The organism is Synechococcus sp. MIT S9503 (genome assembly GCF_047304175.1).
GTDB lineage: Bacteria > Cyanobacteriota > Cyanobacteriia > PCC-6307 > Cyanobiaceae > Synechococcus_C.
This window is the reverse complement of record NZ_CP138955.1, coordinates 2,456,628-2,483,478: the sequence shown is the minus strand read 5'-3', so window position 1 is coordinate 2,483,478 and position 26,851 is coordinate 2,456,628. Positions and strand designations below refer to the sequence as shown.

Below are 26,851 nucleotides of genomic sequence, written 5' to 3'. Positions count from 1 at the left end.
GACTGCTGAGCTTTCGTCCCCGCTGGATCGTGGCGATCACCTTGATTCCAGCGTTGTACGGGCTTGGATGGCTGCTGGCCCAACCCATCGGCCGGGTGATGCCCGATGCCTCGGGCTCGCAGATCTCCCTGATCGGCACGGTGATCACCTTCGTTCTGTTCATCCTGGTGCTGCCCGGCTGGGTCCGTCTTCGCTGGAACAGCCGTCAACCCTGGCTGGCGCTGGGGCTGCGCAGCCGGCGCGATGAAGCATCGTCCGGTACCTGCCTGCTTCGGGGACTGCTCCGCTCAGCGGGGCTGCTGGCACTGATCTGCCTTCCCCTGCTGCTGGGCTCCTGGGGACGCTGGCTCGGTGAGCTGACCGCAGCCGATGCGCTGAACGCGCTGTTGCTCTTTCTGGGGCTGGGACTGGCGGAGGAACTGGTTTTCCGCGGCTGGCTCTGGGGTGAACTCAACGCACTCAGTGGTCCCAGAACGGCGGTCATCGGCCAGGCTGCGATCTTCAGCCTTGCGCACACACGCTTCGATCAGGGTGTGTTTCCAATGCTCGGTCTGCTGACAGGCCTGTTGTTGCTCGGGCTGATTCTTGCTGTGCAGAGACGCCTGGATGGAGGCTCCCTCTGGGGCTGCATCGGTCTCCATGGTGGGCTGGTCGGTGGCTGGTTCGCGCTGCGATCAGGTGTTCTGCAGATTTCACCCAGTGCTCCCGTCTGGCTCATCGGGCCAGGTGGTGTTCATGCCAATCCACTGGGGGGCCTAGTGGGAATCATTGCTCTGTGCGTTCTGCTCTGGCGTCAGCTGACGGCCTTGGCCAGAGCGGCCCGGCCCTGAAGCGGCGCCCGGAGAGCCTCCTGCAATGGAGCCACGCCGTAATCACGTTCAAGCAATGACATCACGGTTCGGCCGAAATCGGAGGGATCGAGGTCAAAGGCCTCCAGACAGATCGTTCCGAAGGTGCTTCCCATCGGCTCGGGATTCCAGAGCAGCTTGCGCGCAGTCCAGGGCATCATGCTCATCGGGTTGTAGCCGGGCTTGATCAGTCCCTGATCGAACCCGTACTGCTCAAGGTGCGTGTGGGGCTGCAGGCCAATGAAGAAAATCGCCGGTTCAACGAGATCGGCACCGAAGATGTGCTCGAGCTCACGGTGATATGCCACGGTCTGACGGATCGTCTCCGGACGTTCGTCGATCACGTTGAACGAGTAGTTCACCGAGACATGATCACGGAAACCGGCATCCGCGAGCATCCTGCAGCTTTCCAGCACAGTGCGCAGGTTGTAGCCCATGCGCATTTTGCGCACGAGCTCCTGTGAGCCCGAGGTGATCCCGATCTCGAAATAGCTCATCCCGGTCTCCACCATCAGCTTCGCCAGTTCGGGGTCCAGGTTGTCGGCACGGATGTAAGCCGCCCAGCGGATGTCTGTGAGTCCCTCCGCTTTGATGGCGCGCAGGAGCTCCTTGGCGTCTTCGATGTATCGCTTGGCTGGGATGAACTGAGCGTCAGTGAACCAGAAACCGCGGACGCCTCTGTCGTAGAGCTGTCGCATTTCCGAAACCACTTCCTGAACAGGGTTTAGGCGAACCTGCTTTCCTTCCACAGCGGTGTAGACGCAGTAACAGCAGTTGTGTGGGCATCCACGCTTGGTCTGCACGCCCACGTAGAAATCACCCCCTTCGAGGTACCAGCCGAGCTGCGGCCAGATGGTGGCGATGTAGTCGTAATCGCAGGCCGTCTTCGGACGACTTTCCGGCTGTTCGTGAATCAGCCCGGGCCGGGGCGGCTCACCAACAACGAAACAACGCTCGCCATCCAGTGATTGCCCCTGAAGAAGTTTCTCCAGCAGCGGTTCACCTTCACCGATGGAGACGATCGTTCCCTTCGGCAAAGATCGCCCGAGCTGTTCATAGAAAACACTCACGGCTCCTCCACCGAGCACCGCCTTGGCTTCAGGGCGGTGCCGCCTGGCCCGCCGCAGCCCGCGTCTGACCAGAGCCTGATTCCGCGATAGTTCCCCGTAATGACTGGTCATCAGCCGGAGGCCCCCGAGGGCGCCGTGCAGTCGCTTCAGAGGATTGCGGGCATAGAACACTTCAAAAGAGTTCTGAAGCGGATTCCCCCCCCTGCCATCCACGGGTGCATAGATCTGAATGTCACGCCAGGAGAACACCAGAAGGGTGGGACGGAACTGATCGATGGTGATGCGCAGCACCCGATGCACATCCAGAACGGGCAATGCAGCGAGATCGAGAATGCGTTGCGGAACCCCGGGGAAACACTTGTGCAGATGATCGGCGAGGTAGATCGGGCCGATCGGAAAGATGGGATTGCAGGGCAGTCGAACCAGCAGCACCCTCTCATCGGCAAGCTTGGGCTGAGGCAGAAGCTCGGGCTGGGGCAGAAGGCCTTGCATGGCGCGGACGCTAACAACTGAGTTCCCGCTGTCGCCCGTGGAAGTTCTCAACGGTTCTTCATGTCGGCTTCATAAAGCAGGCGACATCTTGCGCAATGTTGCTTTACAATCAGCGTTGGCAGGGCTTCCTGCCCTTCCGTAACCGTCTCCTCGGAGACATTCTTTTCCGTTCTCATGACCACCACCATTCAGCAGCGCTCCGGCGCTAATGGCTGGCAGCAGTTCTGCGAGTGGGTCACCTCCACCAACAACCGCCTCTATGTGGGCTGGTTCGGTGTGCTGATGATCCCCACCCTGCTGGCTGCCACCACCTGCTTCATCGTTGCGTTCATCGCAGCACCCCCCGTCGACATCGACGGCATCCGTGAGCCCGTCGCCGGCTCCCTGATCTACGGCAACAACATCATCTCCGGTGCTGTTGTGCCCTCCTCGAACGCCATCGGCCTTCACTTCTATCCCATCTGGGAAGCTGCTTCTCTCGACGAGTGGCTGTACAACGGCGGTCCTTACCAGCTGGTTGTCTTCCACTTCCTGATCGGCATCTTCTGCTACATGGGTCGCGAGTGGGAACTCTCCTACCGCCTCGGCATGCGCCCCTGGATCTGCGTTGCTTACAGCGCACCTGTGGCTGCTGCCTCCGCCGTGTTCCTGGTGTACCCCTTCGGTCAGGGTTCCTTCTCTGACGGCATGCCCCTCGGCATCTCCGGCACCTTCAACTTCATGCTGGTGTTCCAGGCTGAGCACAACATCCTGATGCACCCCTTCCACATGCTTGGTGTGGCTGGCGTCTTCGGTGGTTCACTGTTCTCCGCCATGCACGGCTCACTGGTGACCTCCTCCCTGGTCCGCGAGACCACTGAGAGCGAGTCCCAGAACTACGGCTACAAGTTCGGCCAAGAGGAAGAGACCTACAACATCGTGGCTGCCCACGGTTACTTCGGTCGCCTGATCTTCCAATACGCCTCCTTCAACAACAGCCGTAGCCTGCACTTCTTCCTGGCTGCCTGGCCCGTTGTCGGCATCTGGTTCACCGCCCTGGGCGTGTCAACCATGGCCTTCAACCTGAACGGTTTCAACTTCAACCAGTCCATCCTTGATGGTCAGGGCCGCGTCCTGAACACCTGGGCTGACGTTCTGAACCGCGCCAACCTCGGCATGGAAGTCATGCACGAGCGCAACGCTCACAACTTCCCCCTCGACCTGGCTGCTGCTGAGTCCACTCCTGTGGCTCTGCAAGCTCCCGCCATCGGCTGAGGCTGAAGTCTCCAAGAGATTCAGCTTTAGCTGAATCGGAAAGCCCCCTCGTGAGAGGGGGCTTTTTGATGGCTTGTTTTCAATTCAGAGGTCCACGCTGCCATTGAGTGGCGCGACGTCGAGCCTGCGCAAATCCAGGCACATTCAGACTCCCGGGCAGCTGATGCCGGAGGCGTTGATTGGATCCATCCTTTGAACAACAGTCATTGATCCAGTGCAATGACCACGATTGACCTCAGCGGCGGGTTGGTGTTGGTAACCGGTGGTGCGGGGTCGATCGGTCGTGCCATCGCCAAGCAGGCAGTGCAGGCAGGCGCCTGCATCGCCGTCTGCGACGCCGACATCGAGGGTGCAGACGCCGTTGCTGATGAGAGCAGAGCCAATGGTGCAGTGGCGGAAAGCTTCGAAATGGATGTCACCGATCAGAACATGGTGAAAGAGGTTATGGACAGTGCGGTCAAGGAGCTGGGCCCCCTGAGGGGACTTGTCACCGCTGCAGGCGTGCTGCGCACCGGCCCTCTCTCAAGTCAGAGTCATCAAGACTGGAAGCATGTGATGGCGGTGAATGTGGACGGAACCTTCCATGCCATTCAAGCTGCCATCCCCCATCTGGAATCCACACGAGGCTCAATCGTCACCCTCGGCAGTGTGTCAGCGTTCATCGGCTCAGCTGATGGAGGCGCGTACACCACCTCCAAGGGAGCCGTGCTCAGCTTGAGCTATGCCGCGGCCGGCGAGTTGGCACCAAAGAGCATCCGCGTGAACAACGTTGCACCCGGCTGGGTGGATGGTGGATTCACACACCAGGCGCTTGCTGCAAGTGACAACCCAGATGCTCTCAGAAAACATGCCTCCGCGCTCCACCCTCTGGGGCGCATGGCAACACCGAACGATGTCGCCAACGCAGTGGTCTGGCTGCTGTCAGATCAGGCGGCCTTCATCACCGGATCAATGCTTTTGGTAGACGGTGGGTACATGATTCAGCACAACGGCTAGACGTCGGATCAATGGGTCTGTCATGTCGAGGCGATCTCGCCGGTGATCCAGTAGCGAACGCGAGCCTGATGCGAAGCGATGTAGTCCTCCACCGCGGCCTCCGCCGTTCGGTCATTGGCCTGAAGCAGCAGATCAGACATCTCCTGATCGGGTAGATGAAAACGGGTGAGGAAGCCGGCGATATCCTGCATCTCCAGATCCAGCTGCGGACGGCCAAGTGCGTGGATCCACTCAATTCCTCCGAACACCCGCTCCGGATCCTGCAGGAACCGCAACTGATAGCGGGCGAACATCCAGTGTGGAGTCCAGCTGGTGACGATCACCCAGCGTTGCTGGCGAATGGCCTGATCAAGCACAGCCGTCATGGCGGCACTGCTGGATGACACCAGCTCCAGATCCTTGAGGACGTAGGTCTTGAGTGCCAAGGCCGAGGCTTGATTCAGACCCGAACCGGGGTCAATACCCTGCACGCGATTCTCGAACCGGGCGGCCAGAGAAGGATCGCGAAGATCTGGGATGGAGGAGAGTTCGGATGCAGGCACATACTCGGGCACCACCCATCCCAGGCGCCCTGAATACATCGAACCGAAATCGACGACTCGTTCGCGCACGCGCCGGAAATAGTCTCGATGCGTCAACGGCAACCATGCCATCAGCATCAGATCAAGATCACCGCGGGCAAGTGAGGCGTACTGAATGCCGATATCGGCGAGGACACGCTCCACATTCACGTCATAAGCCTGCTGAATCACGCTCTGCGCGATCAGGCTCACCACCTCGGCGTCAGCCCAGGGTGACCAGCCCAGACGCAGAGTGGGCCGAGCTGATGCAGAGCCGGGAAGCGAACTGCGAGAGCTTTCCAGTCCACCCCCGCCAGACGTGGCTGAAGAACTCACAGAAGAGCGGGGTTCACTGAGCTTCACCAGGTTTGCGGCGGACATTCCCGCAATCCCCAGGCCTCCCAGCAGAAAAGCTCTTCGTCGGATCTGTCGAGCGCTCATGTCGCCCTCCACAGAGCGAGCCAGCCGCGCAGACGCTGCTGCGGTGAGGATCCACGACGCCCCGCCAGGCTCTGACTGAGACGGTCAAGGATCACCGCCAGAATCACCACGGCGATCCCGCCTTCAAAACCCATTCCCACATCAAGCTGCTGGATTCCACGCAACACCACATCGCCAAGACCGCCGCCACCGATCATCGAGGCGATCACAACCATTGAAAGAGCCAGCATGATGGTCTGATTCACACCGGTCATCACGGTGGGAACGGCACTGGGCATCTGAACTTTCCAGAGCAGCTGTCGATCACTGCAGCCGAAGGAGCGGCCCGCTTCGATCAGATCATCAGGAACCTCAGTGATTCCCAGATGCGTGAGACGAACCACCGGTGGCATCGCGAAGATCAGCGTGGCCAGAATTGAGGGAACAGCGCCGGTGCTGAACAGCATCACAGCGGGAATCAGGTAGACAAACGCCGGCATCGTCTGCATCAGATCCAGGCAGGGGCGCACCAGCCTCCAGGTCAGTCGTGATCGTGCTGAAAGGATGCCGAGGGGAAGTCCGATCAGCAGAGCAAGGCCGGATGCCGTCAGCACCAGCGAGAGAGTGGAGATCATCTCGCTCCACAGATCCATGGAAAGCACAAGATTGAAGCCGAGCAGAACAAAGAGGGCGAACCCCCCGTTGACACGCCAGAACCCCACTGCCGCTGTGATCAGGGCGAACAGCCAGGCCGGCGGCCACTCCAGCAGCCACCCGGTGATGGAGACAAGGCCCAGCACTGTCACTTTGACCACATCAAACAGTTCCTGGGCATTGGCCAGCAACCACTCAACGCCCAGATCGATTGCCTGACCGAGCCAACCGGCTTGGTGCGCTGCAGCAAGGATCAACATCAACCTCCTCCTTCCATTGACAGCAGAAGCTGGCGAGGAGTGATCACTCCCAGCAACCGTCTCTCATCATCCAGAACCGGCACTGGATCGGGACTTTTCGCCACAACATCAGTGGCATCCTTCACGGATGTGCCGGCGGACAACGTGCTGACGACACCGACGTCGACCCAGCCGGAATCCGCCCGGAGCACACCGCGCAGACGATGCAGACGGTCGGTCACATACACCGTGACATCCCCGTGGTCAGGGAGAGGCTCACCCAGCTCACAGATCAGTTGCTGAAGGGGAGGCTGAGCAATGGCCTCAACAGTCAGAACCGAAGCCACATCAACATCGCGGAAGAAGCGCCTGACAGCGTCACTGGCGGGATTGTGAAGCAACCTCTGCGCTGTATCGCATTGCAGCAGCAGGCCCGAATGCATCAGGGCGATGCGGTCACCGATCCGGATCGCCTCATCAAGGTCGTGGGAAATGAACACCACCGTGCGCCGGTGCTCTGACTGCAGATCCAGCAACAGATCCTGCATGTCTTTGCGGATCAGGGGATCCAGTGCGGAAAAGGCCTCATCCATCAGCAGAATCGGCGGATCGAGGGCCAGAGCCCTGGCCAGGCCGACCCTCTGCTGCATACCTCCCGACAGCTCACGTGGTCGTTTGCGGGCCTCGGTCGCGAGACCGACCCGCTCCAGAGCCTGCATGGCGCGATCATGGCGTGCCTTCCTCGGCAGACCAGCAACTTCCAGTCCGAAGGCCGCATTGTCGAGCACGCTGCGATGAGGGAAAAGCGCAAACGACTGAAAAACCATGGCCATCTGATGACGTCTCAGCGCTGCCATCTGCCGCGCCGTCATCGCTTTGAGCGACTGACCCTGAACAATGACCTCTCCCTCACAGGGGGAGATCAGACCATTGAGCATCCGCAGCAAAGTGGATTTTCCCGACCCGGAAAGACCCATCACCACAAAAATTTCACCGGAGTGAATCTCCATAGAGACATCGCGCACAGCAGCACGCACTCCGTGACTGGCATGCAGCTGCTCAGGATCCGTACCTGAGCGGAACTGGGCGATCAACTCAGGCGAAGAGTCTCCGAACAGCTTCCAGACCGACTTGATGGAGATCTCTGAGTGCACTTCAGAGCCTCCGCCCGGGTCTGAGCTGCTTATAGCAGTGGCCTGATCAGCTGATCACCTATCAGCCACCATCAATGGGCAGCAGATGTCCCGATTCGTTTAGCTGACAGCTGCAAACGCCGTGATTAGGTTGCGAACTGAGCCCTGTTCGCCACGTCGAATCAGCTCAGAGGGTCGGTGACGAGCTGTCAGACAGCGCCGCGCTGTCCTTCGCACCGCCCCAGCGCAGTAGAGGACCCGACCGGCATGACCACACTCAGAAGCCACCCTTCAGCGGAATCCGGTGATGAGCAACGCTTCGGGCAGCGACCAGAACGCGTCCGAGAAACCGATCACTATCAGCAGGAATACATCGAACAGTTCGCGGACCGCTGGGATCGCCTGATTGACTGGGATGCCAGGGAAGAAGCCGAGGGCAACTTCTTTGTGCGGTTGCTTCACGAGCATGGCGCCCGCTCCGTGCTGGATGTAGCCACAGGCACAGGCTTCCATTCCGTGAGGCTTCTGCGCGAGGGCTTCGACGTGGTGAGTGTGGATGGCAGCCCCAACATGCTGGCCCGTGCCTTCAAGAACGCCCGCGAACGCGACCTGCTGATGCGCACGGTTCATGCCGACTGGCGCTTCCTGAATCGTGATATCCACGGTGAGTACGACGCGGTGATCTGTCTGGGCAACTCCTTCACCCATCTGTTCCGCGAACGGGACCGCCGCAAGGCCCTGGCCGAGTATTACGCCGTGCTGAAGCACAACGGCATTCTGATTCTCGATCACCGCAACTATGACCGCCTTCTGGAGGGAACCTCCACAAGCGGCAAGAGCAATGTTTACTGCGGCAAGGACGTGGAGGTTGGGCCGGAACACGTCGACGACGGACTGGCCCGTTTCCGCTACGCCTTCAGCGACGGCAGCACCTATCACCTGAACATGTTCCCGCTGCGCCACGGGTACGTGCGGCGTCTGATGCGTGAGGTGGGCTTTCAGAGAATCACCAGCTACGGCGACTACCAACGGGGTCATGATGATCCTGATTTCTACGTTCATGTCGCTGAGAAGGAGTATCTGTTCGACACCGATCTCACAGCGATCTGAGCGATGTCAGGCACTTATTCGCAAGCTGCCAGCACTGCAGCGAGCTACTACGACAGCGACGATGCCGATCGGTTCTATGCAGGCATCTGGGGCGGCGAAGACATTCACATCGGTCTGTATGAGCGTTCCGATGAGCCGATTGCAACCGCAAGCCGTCGCACCGTTGACGCACTGATTGAACTGATCGGCACGCCACTGGACTCCAAGTCAACAAACGATCTGCGTGTGGTCGACTTCGGTTCCGGCTATGGAGGGGCGGCCAGGCGGCTGTGCAGCAGTCCCGGGATCCGGGTGGATGCCGTCAACATCTCCGCCGTCGAGAACGCACGGCATCGGCTCTTGAATGAGGAGGCCCGCCTGTCGGAACGGATCACCGTTCACGACGCATCCTTCGAGGCGGTGCCTCTCGCCGATGGTTGCGCTGATGTGATCTGGAGCCAGGACGCCATCCTCCATTCAGGCGATCGCAGAACGGTGATGAAGGAAGCCGCACGTCTGCTGAAACCGGGAGGCGTGATGGTCATGACCGACCCAATGGCGACCGATGGGGTGAATGCTGATTCCCTCACGGCAATTCTCGATCGCATTCATCTGGCGGATCTCGGATCACCTGAGCGTTATCGCAGCTGGGGCAATGAAGCCGGGCTGAAGCGCACAGACTGGAATGATCAGACCAAGATGCTGATCGAGCACTACAGCCGTGTCCGCATCGAGTTGCGCCGGCGGCGGCAGGATCTCGAGAGCAGTATCTCTCCCGACTATCTGGAGCGAATGGATGCAGGACTTGGCCACTGGGTTGAAGGTGGCCAGTCAGGCAGGCTCAGCTGGGGGCTGATGCGATTCATCAAACCCCTGAACTGATGGAGTCATCTGGGGGAGAAGACACATCGTCGAACCGCTCACCGATGGAGGTGGTGCAACAACTGATTCAGAAGTGGAGCCTCGAGCCGCATCCAGAAGGGGGCTGGTTCCGTGAACTCCATCGCAGTTCGACACTGGTCACCCGGGACGATGGCCAAAGACGAGCGGCGATCACCAGCATCCTTTATCTCCTCGATGCAGGTTCAAGAAGTCGCTGGCATGCCGTGCATCATGCCGATGAGGTGTGGACCCACCTGCAGGGCACTCCGCTGAGTCTTTGGACGCTCGAGCCGGAGGGGGGCAACGCGGTGCAGCACGTGCTGTCGATGCACAATCCGGTGCATGTGGTGCCCGCCGGCCACTGGATGGCTGCGCGCTCGGAAGGGCAGTACTCCCTGGTGAGCTGCTGCGTTGGTCCTGGGTTCGATTTCGTCGACTTCGAGATGCTTCGAGACAGACCCCAGTTCCAGCAACCTTCCGGGGCTCTGAGCGAGCTGATCTGAGCTCTCTTACGCTCAACCGAGAGAGAACATTCCATTGGGCAGCAGTTTCGGCACCCTTTTCCGCATCAGCACCTTCGGAGAGTCCCATGGCGGCGGTGTGGGGGTGATCCTCGAGGGCTGCCCGCCGCGGCTGGAGATTGACTTGCAGGCGATCCAGGCTGACCTGGATCGACGCAGGCCCGGCCAGAGCAGAATCACAACACCCCGCAAGGAGGCCGATCAGGTCGAGATTCTCAGCGGGGTCATGGACGGCATGACTCTGGGCACGCCGATCGCAATGATGGTGCGCAACAGGGATCAGCGCCCCCAGGACTACAGGGAGATGGAGGTTGCTTTCCGTCCCTCCCATGCCGATGCGACCTATCAGGCGAAGTACGGCATTCAGGCCCGCAGCGGCGGCGGGCGGGCGTCAGCTCGGGAAACGATCGGCCGGGTGGCTGCCGGTGCGATTGCCCGACAGCTTCTGAGCAAGACTCACGGCACCGAGGTGATGGCGTGGGTGAAACGGATTCACGACCTCGAAGCCAGCGTGGATATCCATGCTGTGAGACGCGAAAACGTGGAAGCCAACATCGTGCGCTGTCCGGATGCCGCGATGGCGGAACGGATGATCGAGCGGATTGAGACGATCGGTCGCGATGGCGATTCCTGTGGTGGACTGATCGAATGCGTTGTGCACAGCCCCCCGGTGGGTCTCGGGATGCCTGTGTTCGACAAGCTGGAGGCGGATCTGGCCAAGGCGGTCATGTCGCTGCCCGCCACAAAGGGATTTGAGATCGGCTCAGGTTTCGACGGCACCCTGCTGAAAGGAAGTGAACACAACGACGCATTCCTGCCCAGCGAAGAGGGTCGGCTGCGCACAGCAACCAACAACTCCGGCGGCATTCAGGGAGGCATCAGCAACGGCGAACCCATCGTGATCCGTGTCGCCTTCAAGCCAACAGCGACGATCCGCAAGGAACAGCAAACCATCAATGACCGAGGTCAGGCCACAAAACTGGCAGCCAAGGGTCGGCATGATCCCTGCGTGCTGCCGAGAGCCGTGCCGATGGTGGAGGCAATGGTGAATCTCGTTCTCGCCGACCACCTGCTCAGACAACAGGGTCAGTGCAGCCTCTGGTGAGGCTGCACAAGCGTTTTCAGCTACGGGCCGTTGACGAGATGCCAGTGCCATTCACAAGCTGAGCTGCTGCCTTGGCCATGCGGCCGGCCACTGAACCAGCAGCGGCGGATGACTTGGTGGTCTTACGGGCTCGACGGGCCGAGCGCGGCTTGCCAGCGGTGCTGACTGATGTCGACGCCGTCCCGGCCTTCTTGGCAGCCCTGGTTGTGGTTGCCTTTCGGGTGGCGGGCTTCTTCGCCGAAGCCTTGGCAGCCTTTGCTTTTGTGGCGGGAGCCTTGGCAGCAGAGGCCTTCACAGTCACACGCTTTTTGGCTGCGGTTTTCTTGGCAGCCGGCTTACGAACAGCCTTGCCGGAGGTCTGTCGATTGCGATGGCTCAGCACCATCACCCACTCTTCATCCGTGAGTGAAGAGGGTTTGCTGCCGTGAGCGTTGGCGAGCTTGGCAGCCTTTTCAATGTCCTGAATCAGGTTGACCCAGGAGGTGGAGAAACGCTTGTCGGACTGCGAACGAGCCCCGCTTTCCACCAGGGTCTCGACGACGCCCGAAGCGGTGACCTTCTTGCGACGCCGATTGAAAATTTCCTTCTGCAACTGGGCGATCAAAGCATCAGCCTTGTCGCTCAACTTGATGGATAACTGAGACATTGTCGCTGGAACATCTCTCTTATCTGTAGCAGATGGGTCTCATTACTACAACTCATGCGCCAAGCCAGGCGGTCAGAGCTGGATCAAGACCATCGTTTTCAAACACGGTTCGTCCCAGAGCGATGGCGTCATATCCCGACTCCAGCCAGGAGAAAAGATCATCTGCTCGCAGGCCTCCTGCAGCGATGACGAACGGGAGACTGCCCATCGGAACAGCGATCTGACGACAAAAGCCGCGGCCGAGAACGCTCGCTGGAAACAACTTCACCAAACGGCAACCCAGATCGGAAGCCTGCCTGATCTCGGACGGGGTCATCACTCCGGGCACCAGCAGAAACCCCAGCTGCTTCGCTGTTTGCTGCAGCGTCGCGTTCAGCAGAGGTGACATGGCGTAGCTGAACCCGAGTTCAGACACCTGCTGAAGGGCTGACTGCCGCGTGATCGACGCCACGCCGAATGAAAGAAATGCATGCCGACTTCGCGCAGCCGTGACGAGATCCGTCCAGCGGGGGTGATCAACCCAGGCGATCTCCACATGCTGAACACCCGCCTCAACCAGCTGATCAAGCTGCCGGCAGAGACGGGTGAGGGGAAAAGCAGCATCCAGGTCAGCAGGCTCAGGACGCAGAACAACCAGAAGAGGCTGGATTCGCAGTGAACGAATCAAGCCCTCCTCTGCATCAGACATATTCGGCGATACGGACATCACTGCGGATCAGCAGTTCCTGGAACTCCTCTGCGTCAACGGTTTCCTGATCAACGAGCATGTCGGCCAGTTCGTCGAGCACGGAACGGTTATCGACAAGAACCTTCGTGGCCCGTCGATAGGCCTGAGCCACGAGATCCGAAACCTCTTCGTCGATGGTTGCCGCAGTGTCTTCGGAGAAGTCTCGTTCAGCTGCGATGTCGCGGCCGAGGAACATGCCTCCCTGAGAGCGACCCAGTGCCACGGGCCCGAGCTTGTCGCTCATCCCGAAACGGGTGATCATCTGCCTTGCGGTGGACGCCACCTGCTGGAGATCATTGGAAGCACCGGTGGTGACTTCATCCTCTCCGTAGACAATTTCCTCAGCAACACGACCACCGAGAGCGACAGCCATCTGGTTCTGCAGATAGGTCCGTGAATAGAGGCCGGACTCCATCCTTTCCTCACTTGGCGTGAAGAAGGTCAGGCCTCCCGCATTGCCGCGGGGAATGATTGAAATCTTCTGAACAGGGTCGTAGTCGGGCATCAGTGCGCCGACCAGAGCATGGCCAGCTTCGTGATACGCGACAAGGCGCTTGCGGCGATCACTCATCACGCTGTCCTTTTTCTCAGGACCAGCCATCACCCGTTCGATGGCATCACTGATTTCGTCGTTGCTGACTTCGCTCAGGTCACGACGAGCCGCAAGAATCGCTGCCTCGTTGAGCAGATTGGACAGATCAGCGCCGGTGTAGCCGGGGGTTCTCCTCGCCACCTTGTCGAGATCAACATCCTTTGACAAGGTCTTGCCGCGAGCATGCACACCGAGAATCTGCAGACGGCCTGCATAGTCAGGTCGATCTACGGTGACCTGACGGTCAAAACGACCAGGGCGCATCAGAGCGGAGTCGAGAACGTCAGGGCGGTTGGTGGCCGCGACAATGATGATTCCTGTGTTCCCCTCGAAACCATCCATCTCAGTGAGTAGCTGATTGAGCGTTTGTTCTCGCTCATCGTTACCTCCACCCATACCGGCTCCACGCTGACGACCGACCGCATCGATCTCGTCGATGAACACGATGCAGGGAGCATTTTTCTTGGCCTGCTCAAACAGATCGCGGACGCGGCTCGCACCAACTCCGACGAACATCTCCACAAATTCCGAACCGGAGATCGAGAAGAAAGGAACATTGGCCTCGCCGGCCACAGCTTTGGCCAGCAGAGTCTTGCCGGTGCCTGGAGGGCCAACCAGCAGAACACCTTTGGGGATCTTGGCTCCGACAGCCGTGAAGCGGTCAGGGTTCTTGAGAAAATCAACCACCTCGGTGAGCTCCAGCTTGGCGCCTTCGATGCCGGCAACATCCCCGAAGGTGATCTGGGTTGAAGGCTCCATCTGCACACGAGCCTTGCTCTTGCCGAAATTCATGGCGGGATTGCCACCACCGCCACCGGACTGTGCGCGTCGGAAGAGGAAAAAGAGCCCACCCAAAAGCAACAGCGGGAAGATCAGGCTTGTTGCAGCCTGCTGCCAGGCGCCGGGCTGGCGGGATGGCTGTACGGCGATATCAACGTTGTGATCGGTGAGCAGCTTGAGAAGATCCTTGTCGGGCGCGAGGTTCACTTCGGCGCGGCGACCATCGGTCTCGACGACCTGAGCAGTGCCCCTGTCGGGAGAAAGAAGCACACGGCTGACCTGATCTTCCTGGACCCGCTCAACAAAATCGCTGTAACGCAGCGAGCGAGCCTCGGGCTGTGGGCCACCGTTACCACCAAAAAAAGCCGGTGCGATCACAACGATCGCGAGCACCAGCAGGGCCCCTAGGCCGATGTTTCGCCAACGTTTGTTCAAGGGTCTTCCGCCTCGGATGAAGGAATGTTAATAGGAAGCTGAGAGCTCAGGTGGTCCGGAGCACGTCAACCACGCTCCTGAAGGCGAACCACTCGGGAATCTCCTCGCCACTGCGCAGCATCTTGCGGAACTGGGTGCCGCTGAGTTTTTTCACGTGCAGCCCTCTGGCCTCGGCGTGTTCCGCCGTGACGTAACCCTCCTCCTCCGTGTAAACGAGATTGAGCGAGGGAACGGTTTCCATGGTGAGCTCAGGTGCGCACTCCTTGGCGAAGTTCTGAGCGTCATAGGGGCCGTAGAAGTCATCACCACTCAGGGAGGACTTACAGCCGGCCATATCGCGGCCGATGATGAAGTGGGTGCAGCCGTAATTACGGCGGATGATCATGTGCTGCAGGGCCTCACGCGGACCGGCCATGTGCATCGCATAGGGGAGATAGGCCCAGCGGATACGGGAGTTGTCCACCTCGGCAGCGAGCCGCTCGTAGGTCTGGAAGCGCACAGCTCCGGGAATGTCATCCTGCTGGGTGGGACCGCAGGTGGGATGCACAAGCACCACAGCGTTCTCACTCACATTGCTGGCATGCAAGGCTCGGGTGAACAGCTCGTAATGCGCTCTGTGGATGGGGTTGCGGCACTGGAAGGCCACAACGTCCTGCCCTTCCGGCAGACCAGCCCTGACCTCAGCAGGGGTCTTGCAGGGGAAGACGCGGGAAGGCAGTTCCAGTCCCTGAATCACACCACCCAGATAGAAGCGACGGCGCTCGGTGGCAATCATGCGCACCGCCGGATGCTCCAGCGACGTTGTGCCGTAGCACCCCTTGGCCTCAATGACCTTGTCCGGCTCCCATTTGTCCTCCACCGTCAGAACCGCGAGCTCCTGCCCCTTGTAGGTGAGCAGAATCCTGTCGCCGACAGCGATATCCTCTCGGTCGGTGTCCATCACAATCGGCAGTCCGAACAGATAGCCCGAGGTGGTTCGGTGCCCTGCCACCACCGCGTCGTAGTCGGCCTGATGCATGAAGCCCCTTTCAGGGGAAAAGCCCCCGACCACAAGCAGCTCCACATCACAGGCATTGCGATCGGAGCACTCAATGCTGGTGGTGGCGGAAGCTTTCACAGCAGCCTTCTCACTCTCGGTGACCATCAGGTCGACGAGGGTGCCGCCGTAGGGGGCGATCACACCGGTCGGGGAGGACGGAGTGCTGGCAGTCATGACAGGCCGGAGTGCGTTTGGGAAACGGCGCGATTCTCCCAGACAACGGGATGCGAATTCAGCAACAGGCACTCACAAAAAAAGGGGCCGAAGCCCCTTTTGATGCATGAGTCCTCTGGAGCGGATCAGGACTCCTCAAGCTGGCCGTAAAGCTCGCCGGTGATCTTGACATCCACAGTCTCTCTGCTGCCCATATCGGAGTCAGAGGGCTGGATGGCGGAGAACACTCCGGCGAATTCACCCGTGGAGGGATCAACACGTGTGATCGACATGCTCATCACACCCTGTCCATCGATGTATTGCTTCTTGTTCTCTTGGTCGAGCTCCTGATAATCACCGCCGAGACCGATCAGACCCTGCGGATAGTCCACACCGGTTGTGAGTGAACGGCCTTTGGGGTCAAGGAAGTTGCTGGTGCGGTAGCTCGGTGTGCGGTACTCGCCTTCAAAGTCGGTGCTGGTGGTGATGGCCGCGCCCTCAGCTTCGGCCTTCAGGTCTTTGCTGGAGAACGTGAACGGAAACTCCTCTCCGCCTGGAACCAGAACGGTGATGGCCTGGAAGTCGATGCCACCCTCCTCAGTGAAGGAAAGGCCGTTCTGACCCACGACCAAATCGCCGTAGACCTGATCCAGGCTTGAGGTGTAGCGGGTGAGGATCTTGCCCTCAACGAACTGCGCCTCCTGGCGCTTGTTGGCGGGCTCACCCTTCACGAAAACCTGACTGGGATGCATGCAGATGGCACGCAGCTGGTAGTCGTTGCCGGGAGTGAGGGAGATGGAGCCTCGCGCTGATTCAGGAAGCGTGGGGCAATCGTTCGCTTTGCCGGTATTACGGATGTCGTCGTAAGTGATGTTCGAGCGATCAACAGCCTGAGCACCTCCGCTGCAGGCGGTGACGAAGGTGAGACAGAAGGCCAGCACAAGTGCCAGCAGGGGTCGGATGCGCATGGAGGAGAAGCCGAAACGCCGGTTGATGACGGTGTCCACCGGTGAAAAGGATCCTACAGGGCTCAAACGCCGTCACCGGCTAGCATTTTGCACGTCTCAACAACGTGAAGTGTTCTCAGCACAGAACAACTGAGGCCAGAGCATGGTTCAAAGCTGCAGCCAGTGCTGGAAACACTTCGTGATCAGCTGAAACAGCACTCCTCGGCTACGGCTGGTTGAGCTCAAGCAGCCGGTCGAGCAGTCGATGAGACAACACGAGCTTGTCCTCAAGTGGACACTGCTGATGCCGATCGCCCGGGCCCAGCAGCCAACCGGCATTGAGGGAACTGTCAAAACCCTGCCCAGGTCGGTCGATGGGATTGACCATCAACAGATCACAGCCCTTGGCACGGAGCTTGCTGCGGCCAAGCTCCAAAAGTTGCTCGTCAGGTCCTGCCAGCGCGGCGAAACCGAGCAGGACCTGTCCCGCGGGACGCCTGCTGGCCAGGCCATGAAGCAGATCAGGAACCAGCTGCCAACCATCCTGCATCGAGGCGATCAGGCGTTCTTTCGGCAGCTTCTTCACGCCGTTTGTGCTGGTCCGTTGCACATCCGCGACAGCAGCGCACATCACCACTGCATCCGCTTTCGGCTGCAGGTCTTGAAGCGCCTGATCCATCTCAGCGCTTCCGATGACGGAATGGCACTGCAGACCCTCCAGCCACGACTGAGGGAGCTGCAGCGGACCATGAACAAGGTCGACGGTGGCCCCGCGCAGATGGGCAGCCTGAGCCAGAAGAACCCCCATACGGCCGCTGCTGTGGTTGGACAGGAAACGCACCGAGTCCAGAGGCTCCAGGGTCGGACCGGCGCTGATCAGCAGATGTCTGCCACGCCAGTCGGATTTGAGCTGCCCCTGCGAATCGGCCTGCAACAGTGCGCTGGCCGCAGCCAGTTCAATCCGGCCGGGATCTGCCATTCGACCTGTACCGATGCGGTCACAGGCGAGCAGGCCATCTCCCGGCGCCAGGGGCAGCACTCGCGGATCGTCCTGAAGGAGACCCCAGTTACGGCGTACGCCAGCGTGCTTCCACATGGCCGTGTTCATGGCCGGCGCGGCCAGAACGGGGCACTCACAAGCCAGCAGGAGGCTGGCCAGCAGACCATCGCCATCGCCCCGAACCCAGCGGGAGAGGGTGGTGGCACTGAGTGGCGCCACCACCACCAGATCCGCCCATTCCGCCAACTCGATATGCAGAGGTCGCGGTCGGGCGGGATCCCACTGGTCAACATCCTGCAGACAGGGTTGACGGCTCAGCGTTGCCAGCGCCACAGGGCTCACCAGGCGTGCTGCGCTTGCAGTGACCACACAACGAACCTGAGCACCCGCCTGCACCAGCGCACTGACAATCAGTGGTGTCTTCACGGCCGCAATGCTTCCGCAGGCAGCCACCAGCACGCGTCGTCCCTGCAGCAGCCCCAACATTGATTCAGTCCTCGTCGAAAGGTTCCTGATCGAACAGATGGGCGTAAGGGGTGGTGAGCTCCGGTCGATGAATCGCAAGAGCTCTCAGCAGATGCCAGTCACTCAGTCCCTCAAAAGGAGTTCGGTAGTCGTCGAACTCAAGACGCCGTGCCAATGAGGCGACGGACGTCTCGTCAAAGGAGGCCAGTCGCTCCGGAGTGATCGGCATGGACGCACGAGGCACTGACTTCATCTTGCATCTAAAAGCGCTGGAACACCGGCGCTAGGTTGCGCTGCGCGGGGAATTAGCTCAGCTGGTAGAGCGCTGCGATCGCACCGCAGAGGTCAGGGGTTCGAATCCCCTATTCTCCATTCAGGTCTCAATAGATCAAGGTTGAACTGGAGTGCAGAAGCCGAGCAATCGCTCAAGGAAGTTCCCTTTTTTGTGCGGCCAGCAGTTCGCCGGAGAATCGAATCAATGGCGATTGAGCGTCAGCTTGAGTGCATCGATTCAACGTTTTACGCCGAGGCCAGGGCGAAGTTTGCGAAACGCTGATTCATGATCAGATCCATGACCGGCAACCGACACTCACTCAGGCCTGCATTGCTCATCGCATTGAGCACCACCACCTGTTTGTCAGTGCTCGTTCGACCTACGGCGTTGCTGACCTTTGGGCTGATTCTTCTGGCAAGTGGCCTTGCCAGGCGCTGACTAAGGCCGAACAAGGCATTCGATTCAGGCCATGCGGTAAAAGAGAGGCTGAGAAAGCCACGATTGATGTCTCAGTCGAAACGGGAGCAGGTGGTGAGCCACCTTCGTTACATCCGCCAGGAACTGCGTGAAATGCACCAGGGGGTCATGGAGGACGGGCTTCTTCCGGAGGCCGGAGAGGTCCGTGGCGTGATGGCACAAATGGAAGCACTGCTGGAACTGCTGGAAGGCAAAAGCTCCCGCAAAGCCAAAGCCGAATCCGACTGATTCCTGGTGCTTGCTCTTGCCAAACAGCTCTGTTCAGGCTTTTCTTCGAAAGCATTGATTTTCTGAACCAGACAATTTTCAGGCTTTTTGCATCGCAAGCCTCAATATGTAGCGGTTGATAGAGGCAACTACTCCACAAATGGTGTATATATTGAATGGCAGGGTTCGGGCCGGGTGATGGGGATCATCGGTTGTTATCCCTGCCCCTTTATCGGGAGGTGTTTTCGTTGACTGTGCGTCTACAGACAACACGCCTTCAACGTTCACTTGGTGATGCCGGTTCCAGATTGGATCTGTGGGCGACGAATCCATGGAGACGTTCATCGCTTCTGTTGATTGCGCTCACCGGAAGTTTCATGATCGGCAACGGCATTGCAACCGTGTCCGGCGCGCTCTCGCTGATGGATCCCGTCGCCGCGATGCTCAGCGTGGGACTGATGGAGACGATGGTGAGGGTGAGAAGAAACTGGGGCGGAGATCGCGGTACTCACCTCGGCCGCCAGTTGCTCGACATGACAAGAATCGGACTGCTGTACGGATTGCTGCTTGAAGGCTTCAAGCTGCTTTGAACGCGGTGACGTTCTTTTGAACGCGGACAAATCCATCCAGGATCCATACGCTGACTTGAGAGTGTCAGGGTTGTATCCATGTCTGGAGAGCATTTCTTCCTCGAGCTGGATCCACCTGAAGAGAGGCTGCGTGACGCTCCACATGTCGTCATCGTCGGCGGCGGTTTCGCTGGTGTGCGGGCCTGCAAGGCACTGGCGAAGGCCGACGTGCGCATCACGCTGATCGACAAACGCAACTTCAATCTGTTCCAGCCTCTGCTCTACCAGGTTGCGACAGGGCTTGTCTCCAGTGGTGATGTCGCCACACCTCTGAGGCAGCTGGTTGGACGCCAGAGCAACGTGCAGGTTCTGCTCGGGGAAGTGACCGAAATCAAGGCGGAAGACAAGCAGATCATCTTCAGCGGCAAGGCCTACAGCTATGACCACCTGGTGCTGGCGACAGGATCCGGAAGCACCTTCTTCGGCCATGAAGAGTGGCGGACTTTCGCGCCACCCATGAAGATCCTCGAGCATGCCGAGGAGATCCGGCGACGCCTGCTCATGGCCATGGAGCAGGCCGAACAGTCACCAGATCCTCAGGCACGTCGTTTCTTGCAGACCGTGGTGATCGTGGGAGGCGGACCTTCAGGATGCGAAATGGCAGGAGCGGCATCCGAACTGATGCGCAATGCAATGCGCAAGGAGTTCCGCCAGCTGAATCTGGAAGACACCAGGATTGTTCTGGTCGACCCCGGCGACCGCGTGCTCAGAGCAATGCCGGAGGAGCTGTCGAAGGCAGCGCAAAAATCCCTGGCGGCTCTGGGCGTGGAGTTCCTGTTCAAGGGACGTGTGCAAAGCATGCAACCCGGTGAAGTGATCATTGGGACCCCGGATGGGGAACGCCGTCTGCAGGCAGCGACAGTGATCTGGACTGCCGGTGTGCGCCCCTCTCACCTGGGGCGCCAACTGGCAGATGCCGTTGGTTGCGAAACGGACCGTGCCGGTCGCGTTGTTGTTGAGCCGGACTTCTCAATGAAGGGGCATCCCGAAATCCGTGTGGTGGGCGACCTCTGCTGCTACAAGCACACCAAAGACGGCAATCAGCTGCCTGGGATGGCTGGACCAGCAACTCAGGCCGGAGGCTTCGTGGGCAAGGACATCGCCGCGATCGTCGCCGGTGGATCGCGTCCGACTTTCAGCTGGTTTGATTTCGGCAGCATGGCGGTGCTGGATCGCGTCGACGCCGTCGCCGACTTGCGCGGATTCAAGTTCAAGGGTGGTGTTGGCTGGCTGTTGTGGGCTGCTGCCCACCTCGCCTTCATGCCCAATGAGGAGAACCGCTTCTCACTGCTGCTCAAGTGGATTTTTGCGGTGGTGTCTCAGGCCAGAGCATCGATGTTGCTGACGGGCATGCCAAGTCAGCACATGGGTCTGGATTCTCCCGATGCAGCATTCCCGATGGCGCCAGGATTAGGCCCATCGATCTCAGAACCTGGAGCCGCTCTGCGGGCAGCGATGGACTACTACTCCAATCAGGTTTCCGGTCTTTCGCCTCAACCTAAGGCAGGTGAGTCGACGGAGGATTCCGCCGCTGCCATCAAATAAAGCAACGCCATCCTGATCGGGATGCCGTTGCTCACCTGACTCTCCACCAGCGTGGAACTGAGATCATCGAGCAGGGCTCCACTCATCTCGATTCCTCTGTTCACAGGGCCGGGGTGCAACACGGGGATCGAAACTCCAGCTCGAGCCAGCCGCTCATGCGTGAGGCCGTAATCGCGGTGATAGCGATGCAGATCGGTAAGCATCTGCTGCCGCATGCGTTCCTTCTGCAGGCGGAGTGTCATCACCGCATCGGCTCCTGCCAAGGCCTCATCCAGGTCACGGCAGATGCTCAGAGTGCCACGGTTGGCAACAGGGTCTCGATCCTGACCAGGAGGGGGCTCGGAGAGGAAGTCGGCGAAAGCCTCAGGAAGCAAACTGGGCGGCCCACAGAGCACAACATCTGCACCACAGGCACTCAGTGCCCAGAGATTGGAGCGGGCCACGCGTGAATGCAGGATGTCTCCCACGATCACGATCCGACGTCCGTGCAAAGCCTCCGGCAGAGGATTAGCAGCATCGAAATAATGGGCCAGGGTGTAGAGATCAAGCAGACCCTGGCTGGGATGACTGTGCAGACCGTCGCCGGCATTGAGGATCACGGTGCGCTCACCCGTGCGCTCTAGAGCTTCAGCCAATTGGCGAGGCACACCGGTGCAGCGATGGCGCACCACCAACATGTCGGCTCCCATCGCCACGTAGGTGCGTGCGGTGTCGAGCAGTGACTCCCCCTTGCTGAGCGAACTGCTGGAAGGCGAAAAACTGGAGACATCTGCCGAGAGACGCTTGGCCGCCAGCTCGAAACTGCTGCGCGTGCGGGTGCTGGGCTCGAAGAAGAGGGTGGCCACCAAGCGCCCCTGCAACGCCGGCAACCGACGAGCACCTGTGACAGGCATCGACCGGAACCGATGGGCCAACTCCAGAACAGTCGCGAAGTCTTCCCTGGAAAAGGCCGCGAGATCAAGGATGTGTCGGTGTGTCCAGGTGCTCAACTGAACGTCAGCTCACCTGGTTGGATCGTAGATCCGCAGTGTTCAGCTGCACAGCGAACCAGCGCAGAAAGCTTGTGAGGGCCTCGGGGAGCGATCACCTCGGGCACGTTTGCTGACACTGCGACTGGCCTGCAGATACCAGCGCAGAGGCAGATCCTCGCCCTGACTGATCCCGATCCTGGTGGTGGTGACCAAAGCAGGGTGGATCAGCTCGATCGGGCGGGGTGCAATCCAGAGATCACAGTCTCCGCAGACTGAAAGGGCATCACAACGGCGATCGATCCCAAACCGGCGGGCCAAGAGGCCCGGCCCTGCCGCGATCCGTTCAGGCTCATCAGGCAATGCCACAGCACGCAGCAACACGCCATTGGCCCATTCAGGGCGCTCCGTCACCACATTCACGCAGTGGTGGATGCCATAGCTCACATACACATAAAACCGCCCTGGCTCTCCAAACAGGGTTTCGTTCTGCGGTGAGCGGCGTCGGTAGCCGTGGCAGGCAGGTTCATCCTGTGAATACGCCTCCGTCTCCACAATCACGCCCCAGAGCAAGCTGCCATCCGCCTGGAGTTTCACCAACCTGCAGCCCACCAAGTCAGGTCCCACTACCTCTGCAGGGCGGCAGAAGAAGGATTGAGGGAGAGATTGGAACTGTCCACGACTAGGCGCGATGGCCATGACAGCGGAATTACCAACGTTTTCATCTTGATCGCGCCCAAGCCACCACGATCAACGCTCGCCACGCGTGCAGCGAAAGACCTTTCCATTCCCTCAGCTTCCTCCCATCAAGCCAGCCATCAAGGCCAATGCCAACAGCGCGGAACAACAGAAACTGCCAGCCTGAAAGCATTGGCGACAGTCAACGATGAATCCAGCCCTGCAGCAACGGCGAGAGTTCTGCTTTCTGGTGCTGGCCGGACTTTTCCTAGGAACCCTGGGGATGCTCAACATCCTGGGTCTGACCCGTTTCCTCGAACTGGGGCACATCGGCTCCTGGCCCATCGTTGTGGCCGTGGGTGCCCTGCCCTACCCGATCACGTTTTTATGCACTGATCTGATCAGTGAACTATGGGGTGAAAAGAAAGCCGCACAGCTGGTCTGGGTTGGCCTGCTGCTTAACGGCTGGGTGGTTCTGATCCTCTGGCTGGGAGGGGTCTTACCTGGCGTGAAAGGTGCTCCGGATGCAACCTTCTTCGAAATCCAACGCCTGGCCTTCGGATCCGTGATCGCCTCCATGGCCGCCTATCTAACAGCCCAGTTCGTGGACGTGCGCATGTTCCATTTCTGGAAAAAGGTGAGCAACGGCAAAGCACTCTGGCTGCGCAACAACGGCTCAACACTGGTGAGCCAGCTGGTGGACACAAGCGCCGTGGTGCTGATCAGCCATTACGCATCGGGCGTTCTGCCTGTACGGCCCAGTGAGCCGGTCGCACCGCAACTGATCTCGTTCATCGCCAGCGGCTATTTGTTCAAATCCTTCGCTGCTCTGGCAGACACCCTTCCATTCATCTGGATCACGGGTCGACTGCGGCAGTGGCTTGAGATACCCAAAATCGGCAGCGAGATCGGTGGCGATGACGATCCCAGCATGCAGTTGATGACAAGCAGCGATCCGCTGCCAGGCTTGAAGAAAGGTATCTGACGTCATGGATGCAGCACTATCAGGCTTCAACCTCGGCACCGTGATGTTGTTCAGCAGCGGTCTGTTTGTGACCGCCACCATGTTCTTCGGAACCCAGGGCGGTTACTACAACACGGATCAGTACGACGGCAACGGCACTGCTCACTAGTTCCTCATCGCAAGACCGATCATCCAGCCAAAGCCCCGTCCGGCATGCCTTCAATCCTCCCCGGCCCGGCCTCCAGCAGAGATGCCATTCGCCTGGCACTGCAGACCTGGCCGGACATTGACCACTACCTGCAGACGTGCAAGGGAATCATCGTTCCGCTTGGTTCTACCGAACAGCACGGCCCGACTGGAGCCATCGGCACTGATGCCCTCACCGCCGAGGCCGTGGCGCTCGAGCTGGGTCAACTGAGCGGCGTTCTGGTGACGCCGGTTCAGGCCTTCGGCATGGCGGAACACCACCTTGGCTTTGCTGGAACCATGAGCCTGCAGCCTGCAACGCTGCTGGCGGTGATCCATGACCTCGTGATCTCACTCGCCACCCACGGATTCGAAAGAATCCTTGTGGTCAATGGCCATGGCGGCAACATCGCCACAACCAAGGCTGCCTTTGCCCAGGCCTACGGCACGGCTGCAAGCCGCGGTCTGAAGGTTGCCCCACGCCTGCGCTGTCGGCTGGCGAACTGGTTCATGGCCGGACCGGTGATGCGGCGCGCCCGTGAGCTCTACGGCAACCGGGAAGGACAGCACGCCACACCCAGCGAGATTGCCGTCACCCTGCATCTCCACAACAGCCTGGTAAGCAAGCAGCGCCCGCTGCCAGAGCCAGCACCCTGCGGATCGATACATGGACCGGTGGACTTCCGCCGCCGCTATCCGGACGGTCGCATGGGATCAGACCCCTTCATGGCAAAGGCTGAACATGGCCAGGAGCTGTTGAATACAGCCGCACGGGCATTGCGCGAGGATCTTGAAAGCTTTCTCAGCGCTGAATGAGCAAGATCACCGCCGATGACGTCCGCAAGGTGGCCAATCTGGCCCGCCTCGATCTGCCTCAGGAGAAAATCACCACCTACACCGGGCAGCTTGAGCGCATCCTCGATTACGTGGATCAGCTTCAGGGCGTGAACACTGAAGGGGTTCCGCCCACCACCCGAGCGGTGGAGGTAGTCAATGCCACCCGTGAGGACAAAGTGGAGCCAACAAAGGTGCGTGAGGAACTTCTGGATCAGGCTCCCTTGAGAGAAGGTGATTTCTTCCGGGTACCGAAGATCCTGGCCGAATGATCAGCGGGACAAAGGTCGTCGCTGTTCAGTTTTGATTGCGATCTGATTGACAAACCCGAGCCAAAGTCTCCTCAATCGTCTCAGTGGCATGAATCTGGCCACGCGACGCATTTTTCCTCTGCGGCGCTTGTGGCTGCGTACACCAACAAGAATGTCGTAGAGGAAGTTGTATCCATCTCGGCGCGTTTCAAAAATCCCCAGACGCTGAGGCGAGCCTTTGGAGTCAAGAAGTTCTTTGGTTGCCTCGTAGGCAGGCTTGTAATCAAACCAAGGAATAGAGGGCCACAGATGATGAATCAGGTGATAGTTCTGGCCCATGATCAGCCAATTCATCAATCTACCGGGATAAATCCTTGAGTTTTTCCACCGGTTGCGGGAAGTGAAGGGTCGATGCGGGAGGTAATCGAAAAAGAGACCCAAGGTCACTCCCACCATCAGGGCGGGAGCGAACCAGCAATTGAAGATGAAGGGCAGGAACTGAAACTTGGCCGCAGCAATCACGATCATCAGAAACACACCACGCTCAAGTCCCCACTGCATCAACTCCCAGCGTTTCCACAACCTGCGCTGGAAGAAAAACCATTCGTGGTAGAAGAATCTCGGCGCGATCAACCACAGAGGCCCGAAGGTGCTGACGATGTGATCAGGGTCGTTATAGGGGTCATTCACGTGAGCGTGATGCTCGAGATGAACACGCGTGAACACGGGAAAGCTGAAGCCGAGCAGTAGTGCTGAGCCATGGCCCATGGCCTGATTGATCCACGGGACTGGATGCGCCGACTTGTGGCAGGCGTCATGAATGACCGTGCCTTCAAGATGGAGTGCCAAAAAACCGGTGATCAGCAGCACTGGCAAAGGCCAACCCGCTGAAAACCAACCCCAGATGGTGAGAGCAGCCAGCACATACCCACCGAAGAACAGCGCCAGGGTGAGGTTCAGCGCTGCAGGAGGTGCCAGAAACCTGCGGGGCACTGAGCGCAACCGAGTTTCAGCGCCTTGCGTTGCTGGTTGTGCGAGGGCCTGTGTCATCAGCGGGGGGAGATTGGCTGACCGCAGTAAGTGAGACCAAATTAGGGAAACGGATGCCCACCGGGGGACTTGAACCCCCACGACCGAAGCCACTGGTACCTAAAACCAGCGCGTCTACCAATTCCGCCAGATGGGCAGATGTCAACTCTAGGCAGCGAATCAGAATGGACTCAGACACGCGGACGTCCTGATGCTGGCCACACTCGCCGGAGACCTCTGCCTGCTGCTGGGCCTGGCGGTACTGCTCCTGCCCTTGCTGGCCACTGAACTGAGCCGGCCCAGGGATGGGATCTGGGGAGGTGTTGTGCTGCTGCTGGGTCTAGTCCTGGTGACCAGCAGTGACCGTCTGCGCGGCGCGCCCATGCTCGCCGTCATCTGCAGCGCTCTGCTGATCAGTCGCCTGGGCTCTGAAGTGGCGCAGTCACGCTGGCAGCGTCTCAGCCAGGAGGAACAGCAAAGACTCCGGTCAAGGGAACGCTGGTCAACAAGCTTGCAGCAGCTCGGAAACTCGATCAACACTCTGCTGAGCAACATCAATGCTGCTGTTGGCAGCCTCAAACCAGAGCCGGCTGCAGCAAACCGCGAGGAAGGCAGCAACCGCAGCGGCAAACGCTGGATTCGTCCGGATCAAACCGAGCCGAACAACAGATCAGACAAGGCTCTTTCACCCGAACTGGAGACGTCGCGGGAGCCAGCAGCGGCCAAGTCGGCCAGCGAAGACGGATAATTCCGTCTGCAGCT

32 protein-coding genes and 2 tRNA genes are annotated in these 26,851 nt (G+C 59.5%); 17 read left to right on the top strand and 17 right to left on the bottom strand.

All coding sequences use genetic code 11. The features are described 5' to 3' along the window. Window positions 1-35: 35 nt before the first annotated feature. Window positions 36-830 (top strand): CPBP family intramembrane glutamic endopeptidase, encoded by a 795-nt coding sequence (locus SIB56_RS13345; protein WP_413327422.1) that lies wholly within the window; start codon window positions 36-38, stop codon window positions 828-830. On the opposite strand, the gene SIB56_RS13340 is transcribed toward SIB56_RS13345, so the two are convergent. Continuing rightward, on the bottom strand, window positions 794-2,410 hold the full coding sequence (locus SIB56_RS13340) for a photosystem II high light acclimation radical SAM protein (protein WP_413324383.1): 1,617 nt from the start codon (window positions 2,408-2,410) through the stop codon (window positions 794-796). The two genes, SIB56_RS13345 and SIB56_RS13340, sit on opposite strands and share 37 nt — an antisense overlap. Before the next feature lie 174 nt (window positions 2,411-2,584). Here SIB56_RS13340 and psbA point away from each other — a divergent pair, with 174 nt between their 5' ends. Continuing rightward, window positions 2,585-3,664, top strand: a complete 1,080-nt coding sequence (gene psbA / locus SIB56_RS13335) for a photosystem II q(b) protein (protein WP_186490358.1) — start codon at window positions 2,585-2,587, stop codon at window positions 3,662-3,664. Between the two features lie 219 nt (window positions 3,665-3,883). Continuing rightward, window positions 3,884-4,660: an SDR family NAD(P)-dependent oxidoreductase gene (locus SIB56_RS13330; RefSeq protein ID WP_413324382.1), complete on the top strand. Its 777-nt coding sequence runs from the start codon at window positions 3,884-3,886 to the stop codon at window positions 4,658-4,660. Between the two features lie 20 nt (window positions 4,661-4,680). Here the strand turns inward: SIB56_RS13330 and SIB56_RS13325 are convergent, their stop codons facing one another. From SIB56_RS13325 to SIB56_RS13315, 3 genes are read right to left on the bottom strand one after another with little or no spacing between them, the layout of a single operon-like run. Continuing rightward, complete coding sequence (locus SIB56_RS13325; RefSeq protein WP_413324381.1) at window positions 4,681-5,661, bottom strand: glycine betaine ABC transporter substrate-binding protein; 981 nt, start codon at window positions 5,659-5,661, stop codon at window positions 4,681-4,683. Continuing rightward, complete coding sequence (locus SIB56_RS13320; protein ID WP_413324380.1) at window positions 5,658-6,554, bottom strand: ABC transporter permease; 897 nt, start codon at window positions 6,552-6,554, stop codon at window positions 5,658-5,660. Before SIB56_RS13320 ends, SIB56_RS13325 begins: the two co-directional genes overlap by 4 nt. Further along, entirely contained in the window at window positions 6,554-7,687 is a 1,134-nt protein-coding gene (locus SIB56_RS13315) for a quaternary amine ABC transporter ATP-binding protein (protein ID WP_413324379.1), read from the bottom strand. The genes SIB56_RS13320 and SIB56_RS13315 overlap by 1 nt, the downstream gene beginning before the upstream one ends. Window positions 7,688-7,933: 246 nt before the next feature. On the opposite strand from SIB56_RS13315, the gene SIB56_RS13310 reads away from it, so the two are divergent. The 4 genes from SIB56_RS13310 to aroC are packed head-to-tail and all read left to right on the top strand — an operon-like array spanning window position 7,934 to window position 11,263. Further along, window positions 7,934-8,776, top strand: a complete 843-nt coding sequence (locus SIB56_RS13310) for a class I SAM-dependent methyltransferase (RefSeq protein WP_413324378.1) — start codon at window positions 7,934-7,936, stop codon at window positions 8,774-8,776. Window positions 8,777-8,779: 3 nt separating this feature from the next. Then, a complete protein-coding gene (locus tag SIB56_RS13305) occupies window positions 8,780-9,637 on the top strand; it encodes an SAM-dependent methyltransferase (protein ID WP_413324377.1) in 858 nt (285 codons plus the stop codon). Continuing rightward, complete coding sequence (locus SIB56_RS13300) at window positions 9,637-10,140, top strand: cupin domain-containing protein (protein ID WP_413324376.1); 504 nt, start codon at window positions 9,637-9,639, stop codon at window positions 10,138-10,140. Before SIB56_RS13305 ends, SIB56_RS13300 begins: the two co-directional genes overlap by 1 nt. A gap of 34 nt (window positions 10,141-10,174) precedes the next feature. Next, window positions 10,175-11,263 carry a chorismate synthase gene (gene aroC / locus SIB56_RS13295; RefSeq protein WP_413324375.1) on the top strand — a complete coding sequence of 363 codons (1,089 nt, stop codon included), beginning with the start codon at window positions 10,175-10,177 and terminating at the stop codon, window positions 11,261-11,263. A gap of 16 nt (window positions 11,264-11,279) precedes the next feature. Here the strand turns inward: aroC and SIB56_RS13290 are convergent, their stop codons facing one another. The 7 genes from SIB56_RS13290 to SIB56_RS13260 all read right to left on the bottom strand — a co-directional run bounded on the left by SIB56_RS13290 (window position 11,280) and on the right by SIB56_RS13260 (window position 18,276). After that, window positions 11,280-11,909, bottom strand: coding sequence for a hypothetical protein (locus tag SIB56_RS13290; RefSeq protein ID WP_413324374.1), 630 nt, complete (start codon window positions 11,907-11,909; stop codon window positions 11,280-11,282). Window positions 11,910-11,961: 52 nt separating this feature from the next. Then, a complete protein-coding gene (locus tag SIB56_RS13285; RefSeq protein WP_413324373.1) occupies window positions 11,962-12,615 on the bottom strand; it encodes a bifunctional 4-hydroxy-2-oxoglutarate aldolase/2-dehydro-3-deoxy-phosphogluconate aldolase in 654 nt (217 codons plus the stop codon). Beyond that, window positions 12,590-14,443: an ATP-dependent zinc metalloprotease FtsH3 gene (gene ftsH3, locus SIB56_RS13280; RefSeq protein WP_413324372.1), complete on the bottom strand. Its 1,854-nt coding sequence runs from the start codon at window positions 14,441-14,443 to the stop codon at window positions 12,590-12,592. The genes SIB56_RS13285 and ftsH3 overlap by 26 nt, the downstream gene beginning before the upstream one ends. A gap of 46 nt (window positions 14,444-14,489) precedes the next feature. After that, complete coding sequence (sat, locus tag SIB56_RS13275; protein ID WP_413324371.1) at window positions 14,490-15,656, bottom strand: sulfate adenylyltransferase; 1,167 nt, start codon at window positions 15,654-15,656, stop codon at window positions 14,490-14,492. Window positions 15,657-15,781: 125 nt separating this feature from the next. Beyond that, window positions 15,782-16,603 carry a photosystem II manganese-stabilizing polypeptide gene (gene psbO, locus SIB56_RS13270; protein ID WP_413327420.1) on the bottom strand — a complete coding sequence of 274 codons (822 nt, stop codon included), beginning with the start codon at window positions 16,601-16,603 and terminating at the stop codon, window positions 15,782-15,784. A gap of 205 nt (window positions 16,604-16,808) precedes the next feature. Further along, window positions 16,809-18,068, bottom strand: coding sequence for a bifunctional phosphopantothenoylcysteine decarboxylase/phosphopantothenate--cysteine ligase CoaBC (gene coaBC, locus SIB56_RS13265; protein WP_413324370.1), 1,260 nt, complete (start codon window positions 18,066-18,068; stop codon window positions 16,809-16,811). 4 nt (window positions 18,069-18,072) lie between these two features. Further along, a complete protein-coding gene (locus tag SIB56_RS13260; protein ID WP_413324369.1) occupies window positions 18,073-18,276 on the bottom strand; it encodes a DUF2555 domain-containing protein in 204 nt (67 codons plus the stop codon). Window positions 18,277-18,346: 70 nt separating this feature from the next. Between SIB56_RS13260 and SIB56_RS13255 the strand changes: the two genes are divergently transcribed. Then, window positions 18,347-18,419 (top strand) — tRNA-Ala (locus SIB56_RS13255). Window positions 18,420-18,492: 73 nt separating this feature from the next. Continuing rightward, window positions 18,493-18,603, top strand: coding sequence for a hypothetical protein (locus tag SIB56_RS13250; RefSeq protein WP_413327418.1), 111 nt, complete (start codon window positions 18,493-18,495; stop codon window positions 18,601-18,603). Here the strand turns inward: SIB56_RS13250 and SIB56_RS13245 are convergent. Continuing rightward, window positions 18,567-18,773, bottom strand: coding sequence for a hypothetical protein (locus tag SIB56_RS13245; protein WP_413327460.1), 207 nt, complete (start codon window positions 18,771-18,773; stop codon window positions 18,567-18,569). The genes SIB56_RS13250 and SIB56_RS13245 overlap by 37 nt on opposite strands. A 52-nt stretch (window positions 18,774-18,825) precedes the next feature. Here SIB56_RS13245 and SIB56_RS13240 point away from each other — a divergent pair, with 52 nt between their 5' ends. From SIB56_RS13240 to SIB56_RS13230, 3 genes are all read left to right on the top strand, one after another. Further along, the gene (locus SIB56_RS13240) at window positions 18,826-19,026 is read left to right on the top strand and encodes a hypothetical protein (RefSeq protein WP_006042295.1); all 201 of its coding nucleotides are present in this window, start codon (window positions 18,826-18,828) and stop codon (window positions 19,024-19,026) included. A 227-nt stretch (window positions 19,027-19,253) separates the two neighbouring features. After that, window positions 19,254-19,595 (top strand): DUF565 domain-containing protein, encoded by a 342-nt coding sequence (locus SIB56_RS13235; RefSeq protein WP_413324368.1) that lies wholly within the window; start codon window positions 19,254-19,256, stop codon window positions 19,593-19,595. A gap of 78 nt (window positions 19,596-19,673) precedes the next feature. Continuing rightward, window positions 19,674-21,179 (top strand): NAD(P)/FAD-dependent oxidoreductase, encoded by a 1,506-nt coding sequence (locus SIB56_RS13230; protein WP_413324367.1) that lies wholly within the window; start codon window positions 19,674-19,676, stop codon window positions 21,177-21,179. Here SIB56_RS13230 and SIB56_RS13225 read toward each other — a convergent pair. Genes SIB56_RS13225 through SIB56_RS13215 form a run of 3 tightly spaced genes read right to left on the bottom strand, consistent with a single transcriptional unit; the run spans window position 21,128 to window position 23,018 of the window. After that, entirely contained in the window at window positions 21,128-22,168 is a 1,041-nt protein-coding gene (locus tag SIB56_RS13225; RefSeq protein ID WP_413324366.1) for an aspartate carbamoyltransferase catalytic subunit, read from the bottom strand. The two genes, SIB56_RS13230 and SIB56_RS13225, sit on opposite strands and share 52 nt — an antisense overlap. Window positions 22,169-22,210: 42 nt before the next feature. After that, complete coding sequence (locus tag SIB56_RS13220; RefSeq protein WP_413324365.1) at window positions 22,211-22,846, bottom strand: DNA-3-methyladenine glycosylase; 636 nt, start codon at window positions 22,844-22,846, stop codon at window positions 22,211-22,213. 22 nt (window positions 22,847-22,868) lie between these two features. Continuing rightward, entirely contained in the window at window positions 22,869-23,018 is a 150-nt protein-coding gene (locus tag SIB56_RS13215) for a hypothetical protein (RefSeq protein ID WP_413324364.1), read from the bottom strand. A gap of 15 nt (window positions 23,019-23,033) precedes the next feature. Here SIB56_RS13215 and SIB56_RS13210 point away from each other — a divergent pair, with 15 nt between their 5' ends. Genes SIB56_RS13210 through gatC form a run of 4 tightly spaced genes read left to right on the top strand, consistent with a single transcriptional unit; the run spans window position 23,034 to window position 25,081 of the window. Next, on the top strand, window positions 23,034-23,810 hold the full coding sequence (locus tag SIB56_RS13210; RefSeq protein WP_413324363.1) for a queuosine precursor transporter: 777 nt from the start codon (window positions 23,034-23,036) through the stop codon (window positions 23,808-23,810). 4 nt (window positions 23,811-23,814) lie between these two features. Next, a complete protein-coding gene (locus SIB56_RS13205) occupies window positions 23,815-23,958 on the top strand; it encodes a hypothetical protein (protein ID WP_413324362.1) in 144 nt (47 codons plus the stop codon). Between the two features lie 44 nt (window positions 23,959-24,002). Continuing rightward, window positions 24,003-24,791: a creatininase family protein gene (locus tag SIB56_RS13200; RefSeq protein ID WP_413324361.1), complete on the top strand. Its 789-nt coding sequence runs from the start codon at window positions 24,003-24,005 to the stop codon at window positions 24,789-24,791. Next, complete coding sequence (gene gatC / locus SIB56_RS13195) at window positions 24,788-25,081, top strand: Asp-tRNA(Asn)/Glu-tRNA(Gln) amidotransferase subunit GatC (protein WP_413324360.1); 294 nt, start codon at window positions 24,788-24,790, stop codon at window positions 25,079-25,081. The genes SIB56_RS13200 and gatC overlap by 4 nt, the downstream gene beginning before the upstream one ends. On the opposite strand, the gene crtR is transcribed toward gatC, so the two are convergent. Then, entirely contained in the window at window positions 25,082-26,110 is a 1,029-nt protein-coding gene (gene crtR, locus SIB56_RS13190) for a beta-carotene hydroxylase (protein WP_413324359.1), read from the bottom strand. A gap of 54 nt (window positions 26,111-26,164) precedes the next feature. After that, window positions 26,165-26,246, bottom strand: a tRNA-Leu gene (locus tag SIB56_RS13185). 54 nt (window positions 26,247-26,300) lie between these two features. Between SIB56_RS13185 and SIB56_RS13180 the strand changes: the two genes are divergently transcribed. After that, window positions 26,301-26,837: a Ycf66 family protein gene (locus SIB56_RS13180; protein WP_413324358.1), complete on the top strand. Its 537-nt coding sequence runs from the start codon at window positions 26,301-26,303 to the stop codon at window positions 26,835-26,837. The last annotated feature ends 14 nt before the right edge of the window (window positions 26,838-26,851 follow it).